This window comes from Pantoea sp. FN0302 (assembly GCF_050113775.1).
GTDB lineage: Bacteria > Pseudomonadota > Gammaproteobacteria > Enterobacterales > Enterobacteriaceae > Mixta > Mixta alhagi.
In genome coordinates, this window is the sequence record NZ_JBNJSM010000001.1 from 1,570,063 (window position 1) to 1,585,866 (window position 15,804).

At 54.8% G+C, this 15,804-nt stretch carries 14 protein-coding genes; 2 read left to right on the top strand and 12 right to left on the bottom strand.

All coding sequences use genetic code 11. The annotated features are described in order from the left end of the window. Position 1: 1 nt before the first annotated feature. The 9 genes from pabC to yceD form a co-directional block, all read right to left on the bottom strand. Positions 2-805, bottom strand: a complete 804-nt coding sequence (gene pabC, locus ACQE32_RS07340; RefSeq protein ID WP_426974345.1) for an aminodeoxychorismate lyase — start codon at positions 803-805, stop codon at positions 2-4. A gap of 132 nt (positions 806-937) precedes the next feature. Continuing rightward, on the bottom strand, positions 938-2,179 hold the full coding sequence (gene fabF / locus ACQE32_RS07345) for a beta-ketoacyl-ACP synthase II (protein ID WP_250652371.1): 1,242 nt from the start codon (positions 2,177-2,179) through the stop codon (positions 938-940). Positions 2,180-2,264: 85 nt separating this feature from the next. Next, entirely contained in the window at positions 2,265-2,501 is a 237-nt protein-coding gene (gene acpP, locus ACQE32_RS07350) for an acyl carrier protein (RefSeq protein ID WP_085072106.1), read from the bottom strand. A 154-nt stretch (positions 2,502-2,655) separates the two neighbouring features. Then, positions 2,656-3,390 carry a 3-oxoacyl-ACP reductase FabG gene (gene fabG / locus ACQE32_RS07355; RefSeq protein WP_427021578.1) on the bottom strand — a complete coding sequence of 245 codons (735 nt, stop codon included), beginning with the start codon at positions 3,388-3,390 and terminating at the stop codon, positions 2,656-2,658. Between the two features lie 12 nt (positions 3,391-3,402). Beyond that, a complete protein-coding gene (fabD, locus tag ACQE32_RS07360) occupies positions 3,403-4,332 on the bottom strand; it encodes an ACP S-malonyltransferase (RefSeq protein WP_250652369.1) in 930 nt (309 codons plus the stop codon). Between the two features lie 15 nt (positions 4,333-4,347). After that, positions 4,348-5,301 carry a beta-ketoacyl-ACP synthase III gene (locus ACQE32_RS07365; protein WP_426974344.1) on the bottom strand — a complete coding sequence of 318 codons (954 nt, stop codon included), beginning with the start codon at positions 5,299-5,301 and terminating at the stop codon, positions 4,348-4,350. A 6-nt stretch (positions 5,302-5,307) separates the two neighbouring features. Next, on the bottom strand, positions 5,308-6,342 hold the full coding sequence (plsX, locus tag ACQE32_RS07370; protein ID WP_426981154.1) for a phosphate acyltransferase PlsX: 1,035 nt from the start codon (positions 6,340-6,342) through the stop codon (positions 5,308-5,310). 26 nt (positions 6,343-6,368) lie between these two features. Then, entirely contained in the window at positions 6,369-6,539 is a 171-nt protein-coding gene (gene rpmF / locus ACQE32_RS07375; protein ID WP_038626789.1) for a 50S ribosomal protein L32, read from the bottom strand. 14 nt (positions 6,540-6,553) lie between these two features. Then, positions 6,554-7,075, bottom strand: a complete 522-nt coding sequence (gene yceD, locus ACQE32_RS07380) for a 23S rRNA accumulation protein YceD (protein ID WP_426974342.1) — start codon at positions 7,073-7,075, stop codon at positions 6,554-6,556. Between the two features lie 142 nt (positions 7,076-7,217). Between yceD and ACQE32_RS07385 the strand changes: the two genes are divergently transcribed. Further along, positions 7,218-7,808, top strand: a complete 591-nt coding sequence (locus tag ACQE32_RS07385; protein WP_426974341.1) for a Maf family protein — start codon at positions 7,218-7,220, stop codon at positions 7,806-7,808. A gap of 58 nt (positions 7,809-7,866) precedes the next feature. Here the strand turns inward: ACQE32_RS07385 and rluC are convergent, their stop codons facing one another. Next, positions 7,867-8,820, bottom strand: a complete 954-nt coding sequence (gene rluC, locus ACQE32_RS07390; RefSeq protein ID WP_426974340.1) for a 23S rRNA pseudouridine(955/2504/2580) synthase RluC — start codon at positions 8,818-8,820, stop codon at positions 7,867-7,869. A 572-nt stretch (positions 8,821-9,392) separates the two neighbouring features. Between rluC and rne the strand changes: the two genes are divergently transcribed. Continuing rightward, the gene (rne, locus tag ACQE32_RS07395) at positions 9,393-12,785 is read left to right on the top strand and encodes a ribonuclease E (protein ID WP_426981153.1); all 3,393 of its coding nucleotides are present in this window, start codon (positions 9,393-9,395) and stop codon (positions 12,783-12,785) included. A 372-nt stretch (positions 12,786-13,157) separates the two neighbouring features. On the opposite strand, the gene flgL is transcribed toward rne, so the two are convergent. Then, positions 13,158-14,123: a flagellar hook-associated protein FlgL gene (gene flgL, locus ACQE32_RS07400; RefSeq protein WP_426981152.1), complete on the bottom strand. Its 966-nt coding sequence runs from the start codon at positions 14,121-14,123 to the stop codon at positions 13,158-13,160. Positions 14,124-14,148: 25 nt separating this feature from the next. Next, the gene (gene flgK, locus ACQE32_RS07405; RefSeq protein WP_427021579.1) at positions 14,149-15,786 is read right to left on the bottom strand and encodes a flagellar hook-associated protein FlgK; all 1,638 of its coding nucleotides are present in this window, start codon (positions 15,784-15,786) and stop codon (positions 14,149-14,151) included. Positions 15,787-15,804 lie beyond the last annotated feature (18 nt).

A 15,804-nucleotide genomic window follows, 5' to 3' on the forward strand; every position in this document is an offset into this window, starting at 1 on the left:
ATTAACAATCTGGCAGCAGTCGTTGATAAAGCGTACGGGATTGATAGTGCCAGCTATCAATCTGCCTTACTGGCAGTAACGGCATCAGAGCGTTGGAGATAAAAACCTCATCCGCATCCGCCAGCGTCTGCGGCTCTTCCCGCACCACCTGACAGACATAACCGTGCTGCCGCGCCAGCGCAATGATGCGCCGACGCATAATCCCGTCAACGCCTGCGCCGCTAACAGCGGGCGTATAGAGCTGATTTCTTTTGCGCCAGAATAAATTAGCCGCACAGCATTCCACCAGCTTGCCCTCAGTGTCAAGCACCAGCGCCTCATCAGCACCGCTCTGCTCAAGCTGTGTGCGGATCAGCACCTGCTCCAGCCGGTTAAGATGTTTGATTCCGGCAAGCTGAGGGTTAATGCCAAGGCGCACCGGGCTGGTCATCAGGCGAACGCCGCTTTCACTCAGTGCGGCATAATGTCCCGGCGCGGCAAACAGCATAATGATACGTACCGGTTGATGGCATCCGGTACCGCTATAGCCTCGCCCGCCTGAGCCACGTGACAGAATGACCTTCAGAACGCCGTCGTCCTGCTGCCAGCTGGCTGCAGCGATCTCCATCTCCTGTTTTAACCCAGGCCAGTCAACGTCGCGGATCATTAGTACAGAAGCCGCTTCCTGCAGGCGCTGAAGATGTGCCTCCAGCCAGGCTATTTTGCCCTGTTGCAGACGCGCGGTGGTAAAACAGCCATCGCCGTAGTGTAAGGCGCGATCGCTGACCGCTATCTGCTGCTGCTGCTCGCCGTTAATCCAAATCATTTGCTCACTCGTTTGCTGAAGCTGCCAACTTAAGCTTACCGCTATGACGCTCAGGTTACAGCCCTGAGCCGTTCAGAATAGTCCAGATGTAAAAAAGGCCCGCAAAGCGGGCCTTAAATAGCAATGATATCGTTAAACGCGACGGAAGATCAGCGATCCGTTGGTACCGCCGAAACCGAAGGAGTTACACAGCGCATATTCCAGCCCCTTAACCTGACGTGCGGTATGAGGAACGAAATCGAGATCGCAGCCTTCATCCGGGTTATCAAGGTTAATGGTCGGTGGAATCGCCTGGTCGCGTAGCGCAAGAATCGAGTAAATAGATTCTACCGCGCCTGCTGCACCCAGCAGGTGACCCGTCATTGACTTGGTCGAGCTGACCATCACGCTGGAGGCCGCTGCGCCAAACACTGACTTAACCGCCTGCGCTTCGGCCTTATCGCCAGCCGGCGTTGAGGTTCCGTGAGCGTTAACGTAGCCAACCTGCTCTGGCGTCAGCTGCGCATCTTTCAGCGCATTGATCATCGCCAGTGCAGCACCAGCACCATCTTCCGGCGGAGAAGTCATATGGTAAGCATCGCTGCTCATACCAAAGCCAACCAGCTCGGCATAGATTTTCGCGCCGCGCTTTTTAGCATGCTCATACTCTTCCAGCATGATAATGCCTGCGCCATCACCCAACACAAAACCATCGCGATCTTTATCCCACGGACGGCTGGCCGCCTGCGGATTATCGTTACGCGTGGAGAGTGCGCGCGCCGCGCCAAAGCCGCCTACGCCCAAAGGCGTACTGGCTTTTTCCGCACCGCCAGCCAGCATCGCATCCGCGTCGCCGTAGGCAATCATACGAGCCGCATGGCCGATGTTATGCACGCCTGTTGTACAGGCGGTCGCAACGGAAATGCTTGGCCCACGCAGACCATACATAATGGTCAGGTGACCGGCCACCATATTAACGATGGTAGAAGGCACAAAGAACGGACTGATTTTACGCGGGCCGCCTTTTACCAGCGACGCGTGGTTTTCCTCAATCAGCCCTAACCCGCCAATGCCTGAACCGATAGCAGCGCCGATGCGAGTCGCGTTTTCTTCGGTAACAACCAGGCCGGAATCCTGCATGGCCTGTACGCCAGCGACAATTCCATATTGAATGAAGGCATCCATCTTGCGCTGTTCTTTGCGCGAGATGATCTCTTCACAGTTAAAATCCTTTACTAAGCCAGCAAAACGCGTTGCGTAGGCACTAGTATCGAAATGGTCGATCAGGCTGATGCCACTCTGCCCGGCAAGGAGAGCACTCCAGGTTGACTCTACGGTATTGCCGACAGGAGACAACATGCCAAGACCGGTCACAACTACACGACGCTTAGACACGTTCGTCCTCCAGGGAGGGAAAGATTGACACTATGTGGGACGGATAAAAACTCAGGCGGTCGAGTGACCGCCTGATGGTAGTTCATTAGGCCTGATGGCTATTGATGTAATCAATGGCAGCCTGAACGGTAGTGATCTTCTCAGCTTCTTCGTCCGGAATCTCAGTATCAAACTCTTCTTCCAGAGCCATTACCAGCTCAACGGTATCAAGAGAATCAGCGCCAAGATCTTCAACGAAAGATTTTTCGTTGGTGACTTCTTCCTGCTTAACGCCAAGCTGCTCGGAGATGATTTTCTTAACGCGTTCTTCGATAGTGCTCATACTATTAAATTTCCTATCAAAACTCGCTTTCGCGATGGTTTTCGTAGTGTATAAAAAGTTGGAAAAGATGCAACTCAATCCCGGCTGGTCCAACCACGATTTCACGCTATTTTGCGGCTATTACCGCAATTAACGCAAATAATTTTCGTAATTATCAGACCATGTACATTCCGCCATTGACATGCAGCGTCTCACCAGTGATGTACGCTGCCTCGTCAGAGGCTAAAAATGCAACGGCATTGGCGATTTCCTGCGCGTCGCCAAGACGACCTGCAGGAACTTCGGCCAGGATGCCAGCGCGCTGATCTTCGCTCAACGCACGCGTCATGTCGGTTTCAATGAAACCAGGAGCCACGACGTTAACGGTAATACCACGTGACGCAACTTCGCGCGCCAGTGACTTGCTGAAGCCGATCAAACCCGCTTTTGCTGCCGCGTAGTTTGCCTGGCCTGCATTACCCATGGTACCAACAACGGAACCGATGGTAATGATACGGCCCACACGTTTTTTCATCATGGCACGCATTACCGCTTTAGATAAGCGGAAAACGGAGGTCAGATTGGTATCCACAATGGATTGCCACTCTTCATCCTTCATGCGCATCAGGAGATTATCACGCGTAATGCCAGCATTATTGACTAAAATATCCACCTCGCCAAATTCGGCACGGATATTTTCCAGTACGCTTTCAATTGACGCGGGATCGGTAACGTTCAGCAGAAAGCCTTTACCGCTCTCTCCCAGGTAAGCGCTGATCGCATCTGCGCCGCTCTGGCTGGTTGCCGTGCCGATCACTTTCGCACCGCGTTCCACCAGCGTTTCCGCAATAGCGCGACCAATACCACGACTGGCACCGGTTACCAGGGCAATTTTTCCTTCGAAGCTCATTTTTATCCTCTGTTATTGTTCAAGCGCCGCTGCCAGGCTGGCGGGATCATTTACCGCCGAGGCTGTCAGGGTGTCAACAATACGTTTCGTCAGGCCCGTCAGGACTTTACCCGGACCGACTTCCAGCAGCGAGGTCACGCCCTGCGCCGCCATAAATTCTACGCATTCCGTCCAGCGTACCGGGCTGTAGAGCTGACGTACCAGCGCGCTGCGAATCGCTTCTGGCGAGGTTTCGCATTTTACATCAACATTATTAACTACCGGTAAGGCTGGCGCGTTAAAAGTCATATTTTCCAGCGCAACCGCCAGTTTATCTGCGGCAGGCTTCATCAGCGCACAGTGAGACGGCACACTTACCGGCAGCGGCAGCGCACGTTTCGCGCCAGCAGCTTTACAGGCTGCGCCCGCACGTTCAACCGCGTCTTTGTGTCCAGCAATCACAACCTGGCCCGGCGAGTTAAAGTTTACCGGCGATACCACTTCTCCCTGCGCAGCCTCTTCACAGGCCTGCTGGATAGCGGCATCATCAAGGCCGATAATCGCCTGCATCGCGCCGGTACCGGCCGGTACCGCTTCCTGCATCAGTTTCCCACGCAGCTCAACCAGTTTGATCGCTTCGGCAAAATCCAGCACACCTGCGCATACCAGCGCAGAATATTCGCCCAGACTGTGACCAGCCATCATCGCAGGCGTTTTACCGCCCTTCTGCTGCCACAGGCGAAACAGCGCAACCGAGGCAGCCAGCAGCGCAGGCTGCGTTTGCCAGGTTTTGTTTAATTCTTCCGCTGGCCCCTGCTGCGTCAGTTGCCAAAGATCGTAACCCAACGCGTCGGAAGCCTCTTTAAAGGTTGCTTCGACAATCGGGTTGTCCGCTGCCAGCTCAGCCAGCATGCCAACGGTTTGCGAACCCTGACCTGGGAAAACCATTGCAAATTGCGTCATCTTTTGTTCCTTCGATTAAAAACGAACCAGAGCCGAGCCCCAGGTGAATCCACCACCAAAGGCCTCCAGCAGAACCAACTGGCCCGGCTTAATACGTCCATCGCGCACCGCTTCATCCAGCGCAGCCGGTACGGAAGCAGCAGAAGTATTGCCATGACGGTCAAGCGTAACGACAACTTTATCCATGCCCATACCCAGCTTTTTCGCGGTGGCATTAATAATCCGCAGGTTAGCCTGATGCGGCACCAGCCAGTCGATTTCAGCGCGTTCAAGGTTATTGGCCGCCAGCGTCTCATCAACGATATGCGCCAGTTCGGTTACCGCGACTTTGAACACTTCATTACCGGACATGGTGAGATAAGCCGGTTGATCCTGCTGCGCACGGTTATGATAAGGCAGCGTCAGCAACTGACCGTAACGGCCATCGGCATGCAGATGAGTAGAAATAATGCCAGGTTCTTCGCTGGCGGAAAGCACGACGGCGCCTGCGCCATCGCCAAACAGAATAATGGTGCCGCGATCGTTGGGATCGAGCGTGCGCGCCAGCACATCCGCGCCAATCACCAGCGCATGTTTTACCGCGCCGTTTTTAATGTATTGGTCGGCAACGCTCAGCCCATAGGTAAAGCCGGCACAGGCGGCGGCCAGATCGAAAGCCGCGCAGTCTTTGATCTCCAGCATATTCTGGATCATACAGGCTGAGCTGGGGAATGCATGGCTGCCTGACGTGGTGGCAACGATAATCAGTCCGATATCGTCTTTACTAACGCCAGCCATTTCCAGCGCGCGCTCAGCGGCCTGAAACCCCATCGTCGCAACGGTTTCATCAGGCGCGGCAATACGTCGCTCACGAATGCCGGTACGAGTGACAATCCACTCATCCGACGTATCCACCATTTTTTCCAGATCGGCGTTAGTCCGCACCTGAGCAGGCAGATAGCTGCCCGTACCGATAATTTTGGTATACATGTCCGCTCAATCACTCCTGGCTAATACAGCCTTTAGGCGCGCGGCAATCCGCTCCGGGACTTGCCGCCGCACCGCCTGCTCTGCCTGTTCAATTGCTGCGGCAAAAGCACGTTGATTTGCTGCACCGTGGCTCTTGATAACCAAGCCTCGCAATCCTAACAGACAGGCGCCATTGTACTGGTCGGGGTTTAAATGACCGAAACGCTTAGCCAGCCGTTTTTTAATCCAGCGCTCCAGCAGTTTCATCCACCACGCCCGTTTTTTGCCTTCGCCAGATGATTTCAACAGCGAAAGAAACATCCTTACCACGCCTTCCAGGGTTTTCAGCGTGACATTGCCCACGAAACCGTCGCAAACCAGCACATCAGTTTTGCCTGTCAGCAGATCGTTGCCTTCAAGGTAGCCGATATAATTAATTTGCGGCGATGCCCTGAGCTGCTCCGCCGCTTCACGAATCGAATTCAGCCCTTTGGTTTCTTCCTGGCCGATATTCAGCAATGCCACACGCGGTTTTTCAATGGCTAAGACTTCTTCCGCCATCACCGCACCCATAATGGCAAACTGCACCAGCATGGCACTGTCAGATTCAACGTTAGCGCCTAAATCCAGCACTACCGTGTTACCGCCTGGCTGATTCGGCAACACGGTAGTTAACGCCGGGCGCTCAATGCCGTCCAGCGGTTTTAATAACAGTTTTGCCAGCCCCATTAAGGCACCGGTATTCCCGGCGCTAATGCAAGCCTGCGCCTTTCCCTCTTTGACCAACTCAAGCGCGATGCGCATAGAGCTACCGCGACTGTGGCGGATAGCCTGAGAAGGTTTGGCATCACTGGCGATAACCGATTCGGCAGGGATAACCTGCAGACGCCGTTGTACAGCGGAATCAGCTTTAGCAAGTAATGGCGTGATAGCGGCGGGATCGCCGATCAGAAGAAGCTGTAATTGCGAATGTAAGGCCAGTGCCTGCAAAGCTGCAGGCACTGTCACGCAGGGACCGAAGTCCCCGCCCATAGCATCGATGGCCAGGGTCAAACGTGTCAAAGTATCGCCTTGCGTTGCCGCAAGTATTACTTAACGATGACCTTGCGACCGCGGTAGTAGCCATCCGCAGTGATGTGGTGACGCAGATGAGTTTCGCCAGAAACTTTATCTACGGACAGAGTGGAAGTGGTCAGCGCATCGTGAGAACGACGCATGCCACGTTTGGAACGGGTTGGTTTATTCTGTTGTACGGCCATGGACCTTACTCCTATTACTTACGCTTTAAACTGGCTAATACGGCGAATGGGTTTGGTTTCTCCGCCTCTTCAGGCAGTTTGCCAAAGACCATGTCCGCGTCGGACACTTCACAGTGTTCAGAATCATGCACCGGAACTACAGGCAGGGCGAGGATAATTTCATCTTCAACCACCGCCAGCAGATCGATCTCACCGAAGTCGTTGACTTCGATCGGCTCGTAGGCTTCCGGCAACGCATCAGCCTGCGCATCATCTGCGACGGGACTGAAGCAATACGTTACGTGAACCTGATGTGCAAATGGCTTGTTGCAGCGCTGGCAGCTCAGCGTGACGCTAACGTCAGCGGTTCCTTTCAGAACAGCCAGACGCTGGTTATCAACGGCAAACGACATAACGCATTGTACATCACTGTCCACACTAACAACGGTATCGGCTACGCGCTCCACCTGTTGAGGCGTATAGACGCCCGCATAATCAAGGCGTTTTTGAGCGGCGCGAACCGGATCGATTGTCAGGGGTAATTTTACCTTTTGCATAGGGCGCGCATATTAACTTTGTAACGACAGAGAGTCAAAGAAAAAGGCTGTTTAACAGCATCTTTCACTTGGTATTCGCATCCAATGCGGCGGACAGTTTAAAATGTCTGCATCCGATTCGCTATATTTTAACTGAAAAAATATGACACAGCTGATTTTAGCTTCAACCTCTCCCTTTCGTCAGGCGCTGTTAAATAAACTCGGCCTCTCTTTTATTACCGCTGCGCCGGAGGTGGATGAGACGCCGCTGCCGGATGAAAAGGCGCCGCAGCTGGTAGAACGGCTGGCGCAGGCCAAGGCCCAGGCGCTGGCGGCGCATTATCCGCACGGCTGGATTATTGGCTCCGATCAGGTTTGCGTACTGGAAGGCAAAATAACCGGCAAGCCGCATACGGTAGAAAATGCACGCGCGCAGTTACGCGCCGCCAGCGGAAAAGTTATTACCTTTTATACCGGACTGGCGCTTTATTGCGCTGAGAAGAAGCACCTGCTCTCTCTTTATGAAACATTCCATGTCGGTTTCCGCTCATTAAGCGAAGCAGAAATTCATGCTTATGTGGCCATTGAGCAGCCGTTACAGTGTGCCGGCAGTTTTAAAAGCGAAGGGTTAGGTATTACATTATTCGATCGGCTGGAAGGACGCGATCCTAATACGCTGGTGGGACTGCCGCTGATCGCACTGTGCGATATGCTGCGTGAGGTGGGGATCAATCCTTTAACCACGGGGCGCTAAACAGCGAATGCGATAGCCTGATGCGACGCGCCGCATCAGGTTTTCTTATATAAAGACGTTACGACGGTTTACGCAACACCGCCAGGCATTGTTTCAGTTCATCATCCAGCGGCGCTTCAATGCGCATTCTGTCGCCGCTGTGGGGATGATTAAAGCTGAGCGCCGCTGCATGCAGGAACAGACGACGCAGGCCGGTAGCGCTTAACTGCTTATCAAACTCCCGCTCGCCATAGCGATCGTCAAAGGCGATGGGGTGACCGGCATGCAGGGTATGAACACGAATCTGATGCGTACGGCCGGTTACCGGACTGGCTTTCACCAGCGTAGCGAACGTATAGCGCTCCTCTACCTTAAAGCGCGTCTCAGAGGGTTTCCCTTCGCTGCTCACGCGGACAATACGTTCACCGCTCTGCAGAATATTTTTCAGCAGCGGCGCCTGCACCGTTTTTATATGCGAAGGCCACTGCCCGCGCACCAATGCCAGATAATCCTTCTGCATGCCTTTTTCACGCAGCTGCTCATGCAGCGAACGCAGCGCGGAGCGCCTTTTCGCCACCAGCAGCACGCCAGAAGTATCGCGGTCAAGACGATGCACAAGTTCAAGGAAGCGAGCTTCCGGGCGCAGCGCGCGCAGCCCTTCGATCACGCCGAAGCTTAAGCCGCTGCCGCCATGCACCGCCGTACCGGATGGTTTATTCAGTATCAGAATGTATTCATCTTCATAAAGAATCGCATCCTTCAGGCTGGCTACGCGCTCAAGCTTCGGCGAAATAGCGGCTTCCTCGCGCTCTGCCACGCGTACCGGCGGAATGCGAACCTCATCCCCGGCCTGCAGTTTATATTCAGGCTTAATGCGTTTTTTATTCACGCGCACTTCGCCCTTACGCAAAATGCGATAAATCATGCTTTTCGGCACGCCTTTAAGCTGCGTGCGCAAAAAATTGTCGATGCGCTGTCCCGCTTCTTCAGCGGAAATGGCGACGATTTGTACCGATGGCGTATTCATATTCATGGGCGGCGATTCTAATGAGTGGCGGATAATAGCGCCACTTCTTTTTCTGTGCTTAACTGACAACGTACCGCCAATTTTGCGGTCTGTTTCATACTTTTCCACAGTGCTGGTGAAAAAGCCTGCAAAATGAATGCGTAATGCTGCAAGAAAGTTTATCAGTAATGAAAAGTCACCTTGCTATAACAAGGTTAGCAATGGAATAATGGCCCGGTCTCCTGAGCGCCTACCGTCAGGAAACCATAAATAGCGAATTAAGAAATTTTGCCGGATAGCACATACACGCAGCAATGGCGTAAGACGTATTGTGAAATCAGGCATTTAGCGGGCTGCGGGTTGCAGCCTGGACGATAAGACGGGATTGACTCTCTCTGGTAAATTCAGTGGCGGTTCCCTCATCCGAGCGCTGTTTTTCCTTATAAAAACAGGCTACCGAGATTTTTGCGCCCCTTGAGCGACCGACAACCGTGAGGTTGACGATGAAGCGATAAGACACGGGGCCGTCGGTTATTCTTCGTCCAGTGTTACTTAGCCCGCAGCTTAGTCACTCACGTAAGAATAACGAGTACGTTACGATGAAAAGAATGTTAATAAACGCAACTCAACAGGAGGAGTTGCGTGTCGCCTTAGTAGATGGACAACGTCTGTACGACCTGGATATTGAAAGCCCCGGACACGAACAGAAAAAGGCGAATATCTATAAAGGCAAGATCACCCGCATTGAGCCAAGTCTGGAAGCAGCATTTGTTGATTACGGCGCTGAACGACACGGTTTCCTTCCGCTTAAAGAGATTTCCCGCGAATATTTCCCTGCCAGTTACAACGCTCATGGCCGCCCCAATATCAAAGACGTATTGCGCGAAGGTCAGGAAGTCATTGTTCAGATCGATAAAGAAGAGCGCGGCAACAAAGGCGCGGCTCTGACTACCTTTATCAGCCTGGCAGGCAGCTATCTGGTGCTGATGCCGAATAACCCACGCGCAGGCGGCATTTCACGCCGTATTGAAGGCGATGACCGCACCGAGCTGAAAGAAGCGCTTTCGTCGCTTGAGCTGCCGGACGGCATGGGCTTAATCGTGCGTACCGCAGGCGTGGGCAAATCAGCCGAAGCGCTGCAGTGGGATCTGAGCTTCCGTCTGAAGCACTGGGAAGCGATCAAAAAAGCGGCGGAAAATCGTCCGGCACCCTTCCTGATCCATCAGGAAAGCAATGTGATTGTTCGCGCCTTCCGCGACTACCTGCGCCCTGACATCGGCGAAATCCTGATTGATAACCCGAAAGTCCTCGATCTGGCGCGTCAGCATATCGCCGCCCTTGGTCGTCCTGATTTCAGCAGCAAAATCAAACTGTATACTGGTGAGATTCCGCTGTTCAGCCATTACCAGATTGAATCCCAGATCGAATCGGCCTTCCAGCGTGAAGTGCGTCTGCCTTCCGGCGGCTCGATTGTGATCGACAGCACTGAAGCGCTGACCGCGATCGATATCAACTCAGCACGCGCCACGCGCGGCGGCGATATCGAAGAGACAGCGTTTAACACCAATCTTGAAGCTGCCGACGAAATTGCGCGTCAGCTGCGCCTGCGCGACCTTGGCGGCCTGATCGTTATCGACTTTATCGATATGACGCCGGTGCGCCATCAGCGTGCGGTAGAAAACCGTCTGCGCGAGTCCGTTCGTCAGGATCGCGCCCGTATCCAGATCAGTCATATCTCCCGCTTCGGCCTGCTGGAGATGTCGCGTCAGCGTCTTAGCCCATCGCTGGGCGAATCGAGCCATCATGTTTGCCCGCGCTGTAGCGGAACCGGCACCGTTCGTGATAACGAATCGCTGTCGCTCTCTATTCTGCGTCTGATTGAAGAAGAAGCGCTGAAAGAGAACACCAAAGAAGTGCACGCCATTGTACCGGTGCCGATCGCCTCTTATCTGCTGAACGAAAAACGCGACGCCGTTAACGCCATTGAAAAACGTCAGGGCGGCGTGCGTGCGATTATCGTTCCGAACGATCAGATGCAGACGCCGCACTACTCGGTACTGCGCGTACGCAGCGGTGAAGAGACACAAACGCTCAGCTATCACCTGCCGAAACTGCATGAAGCTGAGATGGCGCTGCCCTCTGAAAATGAGCAGGCTGAACGTCGTCGTCCTGAGCAGCCTGCACTGGCCGCCTTTGTGATGCCTGATGCACCGCCTGCCCCGCAGGAAACCGCCGTTGAAAGCAATAAACCTGCTCAGCCCGCCGCGCCGCAGCAGGCCGCAGCGGAGCCTGCTGCGTCGACCGGTATTATCGGACGCCTGTTTGGCGGCCTGAAAAAGCTGTTTGCCTCTGAGCCGGCTGCGCCAGCCACAGCCGAGCAGCCGCAGCAGGATAAAGCTGCTGATGATGAGTCTGAACCAACCCAGCAGCGTGAACGCCGTCAGGGCAACAACCGCCGCAACAACAACAATAACCGCCGCGATCGTAACCGTGACCGCAACGGGGAAAACGCCCCGCAGCAGGCGCGCGATAATCGTGAAACCCGTGAAGAACCGCGTCGTAACAACAAACGCCAGCAGGCCAATGCTGAAGTGCGTGAAGAGACGCAAAACACACTGACTGACGAAGCACGCGCGCAACGTGAAGAGCAGCAGCAGCAGCGTCGTGAGCAGCGTGCCGAACGTCAGCGTCGCCGTCAGGAAGAGCGTCGTCAGCAGCAGGAAGCCGCCAAAGCCGCCGCTCAGCAAGAGCAGCAGCCGGTAGCCAGCGTCGTTGAAGAGAGCGAAGAAAACCCGGCGGAAGAGCGCGTGCAGGTCATGCCGCGTCGTAAGCCGCGTCAGCTGGCGCAGAAAGTGCGCGTGGTCAGCGCTGAAACAGTGTCGGAAACGCAGCCTGCCGTTGATGAAGTGAAAGCGGCTCCAGCAGAGACGCCACAGTTCGAAGCCGCCGCACCAGAAGCGCAGACGCAGCCTGAAGATCAGCAGGAAGAGCAGGAGAACCGCGATAACGGCAATATGCCGCGCCGCTCACGCCGCTCTCCGCGTCATCTGCGCGTCAGCGGTCAGCGCCGTCGCCGTTACCGCGATGAGCGTTATCCAACGCAGTCTCCGATGCCTATCGCCTGTGCTGCTGCCTCGCCGGAAATGGCTTCAGGTAAAGTTTGGGTTCGCTATCCGGTCGCGCAGGCCAGCCAGGAGACCGTTCAGGCAGCTGATGTGCAGCATGAAACGCCGGACTACAGCCGCGTTGAAACCGCTGCCGCCGTTGCTTTGCCAGTTGCCGCTAGCGAAGCCGCCGTTGAGACCTCTTCCGCTCAGCCGACAGAAGCTGAACAGCAAACGGCGCAGGATGCAGTACATGAAGCGCCGCAGCAGTTTGATGCGCCGATAACACCGGTTGATACGCATGACACTTCAGCTATTGAAGTGCCGGTAAATGAAGAGCCTTCTGTGATTCCGGCCGCTGCTGAAGCACGTGCCGCTCAGGTTGCCGCTCAGGCGCAGCCGGCAGACGACGTGGTTAACGCGTCAGCAGAAGCCGCTGAGCCAGAAGCTGCGCCGGTGGAAACCGCAGCAGCAGAAGTCGCTCAGGCAGCATCGGTGCCGGTTGAAAGCGCGCAGCAGAACGTTGAAGCCACGCCGTCCGTAACGGATGAGCAGCAGGCCAGCGCCAGCGACGTTAGCGCTGATACGGCGGCCCAGGTCGAGCAGGTGCTGAATGCGCCAGCAATCGAGCCGGAAGAGGTATTACCGGTTCGCGAACCGCATGCGCCGGTTCCGGCTCGTGATCAAGCGCCTGCAGCCAGTCAGTCCTTGCTGGCCGGTAAATACCATGCCAGCGCGCCGATGACGAAAGCACCGGCTCCGGCATGGCAGCCAGAAGCGCCGCGTCATAGTGACTGGGTACGTCCGCCCTTCCAGTTTGAAGGCAAAGGCGCAGCCGGTGGCCACAGCGCGACACATCAGGCAACGGCTCCGGCCACCAAGCCCTGATTGCGCTAAATAAGCCTCTCTCAACCCCGGCTCAGGCCGGGGTTTTTTATGGCTTAGGCAGACGCAATCCTGTTCCATGCCGGGCGTCAGCCCGCTGCTGGCCTCTGGTTCCACTACCGTTAGCTATCCGCTGCTGCTACCTGTTTATCCAAGGCTACCGTCAGACTGCCTGCTGCTGCTGCCGACCTAACTGCTACCGTCTGGTTATCCGCAGCTGGCTGCCCTGCTTCGCCCCGCTTCACTGCATTCCGCCCATTATTGTTAAATCAGGCTCACCGTTTTCAGAGCAAAAAAAACCCGTCAGCGACGATAAGCCATCGGTGACGGGTAAAAACGAACGCGCCCGGTTTAAGCACGCCCAAAACTAAAGTTTTATCTATTCATCTGAAACAGAGACATCTGTGACATATCGCTGAAGGTCTTATAAGAAGCCTGTAGCGCCTGCTGCTGCATGGTATATTTTGAAATTGCGCTGGTATAATCCACGTTTACCAGTGCGCTCATTCTTACTTCCTGCAGCGTGCTGCGATCGTCGCCCAGGCTATCCAGTTTTTCCAGCTCGCTCAACTGTGTACCCAGCTCAGACTGTACTTTTAGAATGTTGTTCAACGAGTTGCCCAGGCCGCGCATGGTCTTATCCAACGCCTCTTTAGCTACTGCTCGTGTTGCATCATCCGTATTCTGAATCGGCTGTTTCAGGGCGTTGATAGCGGTATCCAGCGTGGCGAAAATATTGCTTTCGCCTTGTGAACCGTCCGGCTCTTTTACCGCATTGCTGGTGATGGACATAAACACCTGCGCACCGGTATGACTGGTGGTCATGGTACGGCTGGCATCCACTTTCTGCGTGATCGCATCGGTGCCGCCGTTGTAAACAATGCTGCCACTGGCATCTTCAGTAAAGGGCGCGCTGCCGCTGTTATAGCCAGCAAAAATATAGCGCCCATTGCCGTCGGTGCTGTTCGCCAGATTGAGCAACTGAGCGCGTACGCCCTCCAGCTGGGTAGCATAAGATTCACGATCATCGTCAGAAAGCGCACCGTTGCCCGCTAAGATCACCAGTGACTGGGCGCTCTGCACCGCCGCAGTGGCGTCATCCAGCACGCTGGTTTCCAGCGACACGCTTTGCGTCGCGAAATCACGCGCCAGCTTGTACTGCTTGTTCTCGGCCTGCGCCTGGGAAAGCACGACCGCTTGCGCGGCGGCCAGCGGATCGTCCGACGGGTTAATGACCCGCTTGCCGGTAGAGAGCTGCTCGCCCGCTTTCAGCCAGCTTGACTGGGCATTGGTTACGCCACGAGTCTGCTGGTCATACATCATGCTGGTACTGAGTCGCATGGTGGTTATTCCTTCATCAATTCAATTAGCCACGGATGCTGATTAAGGCATCGAAAATTGCTGATGCTGTCTGCAGAACCTGCGCATTCGCCATGTAATATTGCTGATAGCGCTGCAGGTTCACGTACTCTTCATCAAGGTTAACGCCTGATACCGACTGCTGACGGCTGGTGAGCTGATTCACCACGTTGGTCTGCGTCTCGCTGGTGGTTTTCAGCGTATTGGTTTTGTTACCAATATCACTCACCAGGCTGGCATAGCCCTGAGCCAGCGTGGCGTTGCCGTTGACCAGGTTTTTGCTCTGCAGGTCCAGCAGCTTCTGCGCATTACGGTTATCGCTTTTACCACCCGCAGCGCCTGCGGCGGCAACCTGTGCCTCATTGGTGACTACGACATCCATATTCACAATCGCATTGCTGACCGGCTTGACGATAAAGTTGTCATTGGCAGCAGGCGTGCCGGACGGCGTAACCTGCAAACCGTCGAAATTAAGCTGGCCGTTAGCGTCCAGTGACGCGCTGACGCTGGTATTGTCAGAGAGACGCTTAACGTTCCAGTTGCTGCCGTCCCAGCTCACTTTATAATCTGTTGCCTGCGCTTTGCTGGTGTCGCTCCAGCTGGCGGTCAGCGTGACGCCGGAAGCGTTTTTGCTGTTGCCGACCACGGTCGGGCCGCCGATTGCAAAGAAATCAGTACCGGCGTTGCCTTCACTGTCGAAGCCCGCTTTATGCTGCGTGTTAAAGTTATCGGCGAAGTTCAGCGCCAGCTGATTCAGTTTATTGCGCGCCGAATCGAGATCTTCGGTACGGAACTTCAGCAGACCGCCTAATGAGCCAGTGCTTACCAGGCTTTCAGGGATCTCGACGTTGCCGGCGGTTTTATCCACATAGCCAATGGTGGTGCGGGTCGGATCGTTGCTGGCGGTCATGGCCACCAGCTGACGCGTATCCGCGCCGTTAACCAGCGCCAGGCCGTTAGACATAGAAACGATATAGCTGCCATCCTGTTTCGAGACGCTTACGCCTACCAGGTCGTTCAGTTTATTGACCAGCGCGTCACGCTGATCCAACAAAGTGTTAGGATCGGCACCGGCACCTGCCGCCTGCAGTTTGCCAATCTGGGTATTCAGGCCAGCAATCTGGCTGGCATAGCTGTTAATCTGCTCCACGGAAGAGGAGATGCTGGTGTTAATGCTGGCATCCATATTCCGCAGATATTGATCGGTAACCTTAAACTGGTTAACCAGACCTTCCGCCTTGCCCAGCAGGGTCTGACGCGCTGAAGGGTCATTCGCGTTGCTCACCACGTTCTGAACGTTGGTAAAAAAATCCGAGAGCGTGGTAGAGAGGCTGTTCGATGATGAAGAGAGCAAGTCATCGATGTTAGAGATCTGATTGTACTGGGTAGTTATACCGCTGTTTTGCGCCGAGGCGCTGCGCAGCTGCCCGGTAATAAACTCATCATATTCGCGGTGAACGCTGCTGATTGTTACGCCATTACCGTAATAGTTGCCGCCGTTCAGGGTACTGGGCAGCGAGTTCAGTACCGCCGTCTGACGTGAATAACCCGCCACATTATAATTGCTGATGTTGCTGCTGGTGGTATTCAGCGCAGCCTGCGCCGCGCTCAGCCCGCTCATTGCGGAGTTAATTAAGCTGGACATGTCGGTTCCTTTTTGCGC

Coding starts and splice junctions, on each gene's coding strand:
- pabC (WP_426974345.1), bottom strand. CDS start 805: ATGATTTGGATTAACGGCGAGCAGCAGCAGCAGATAGCGGTCAGCGAT.
- yceD (WP_426974342.1), bottom strand. CDS start 7,075: ATGCAAAAGGTAAAATTACCCCTGACAATCGATCCGGTTCGCGCCGCT.
- flgL (WP_426981152.1), bottom strand. CDS start 14,123: ATGCGACTCAGTACCAGCATGATGTATGACCAGCAGACTCGTGGCGTA.
- ACQE32_RS07385 (WP_426974341.1), top strand. CDS start 7,218: ATGACACAGCTGATTTTAGCTTCAACCTCTCCCTTTCGTCAGGCGCTG.
- ACQE32_RS07365 (WP_426974344.1), bottom strand. CDS start 5,301: ATGTATACCAAAATTATCGGTACGGGCAGCTATCTGCCTGCTCAGGTG.
- rluC (WP_426974340.1), bottom strand. CDS start 8,820: ATGAATATGAATACGCCATCGGTACAAATCGTCGCCATTTCCGCTGAA.
- flgK (WP_427021579.1), bottom strand. CDS start 15,786: ATGTCCAGCTTAATTAACTCCGCAATGAGCGGGCTGAGCGCGGCGCAG.
- rne (WP_426981153.1), top strand. CDS start 9,393: ATGAAAAGAATGTTAATAAACGCAACTCAACAGGAGGAGTTGCGTGTC.
- fabD (WP_250652369.1), bottom strand. CDS start 4,332: ATGACGCAATTTGCAATGGTTTTCCCAGGTCAGGGTTCGCAAACCGTT.
- acpP (WP_085072106.1), bottom strand. CDS start 2,501: ATGAGCACTATCGAAGAACGCGTTAAGAAAATCATCTCCGAGCAGCTT.
- rpmF (WP_038626789.1), bottom strand. CDS start 6,539: ATGGCCGTACAACAGAATAAACCAACCCGTTCCAAACGTGGCATGCGT.
- fabG (WP_427021578.1), bottom strand. CDS start 3,390: ATGAGCTTCGAAGGAAAAATTGCCCTGGTAACCGGTGCCAGTCGTGGT.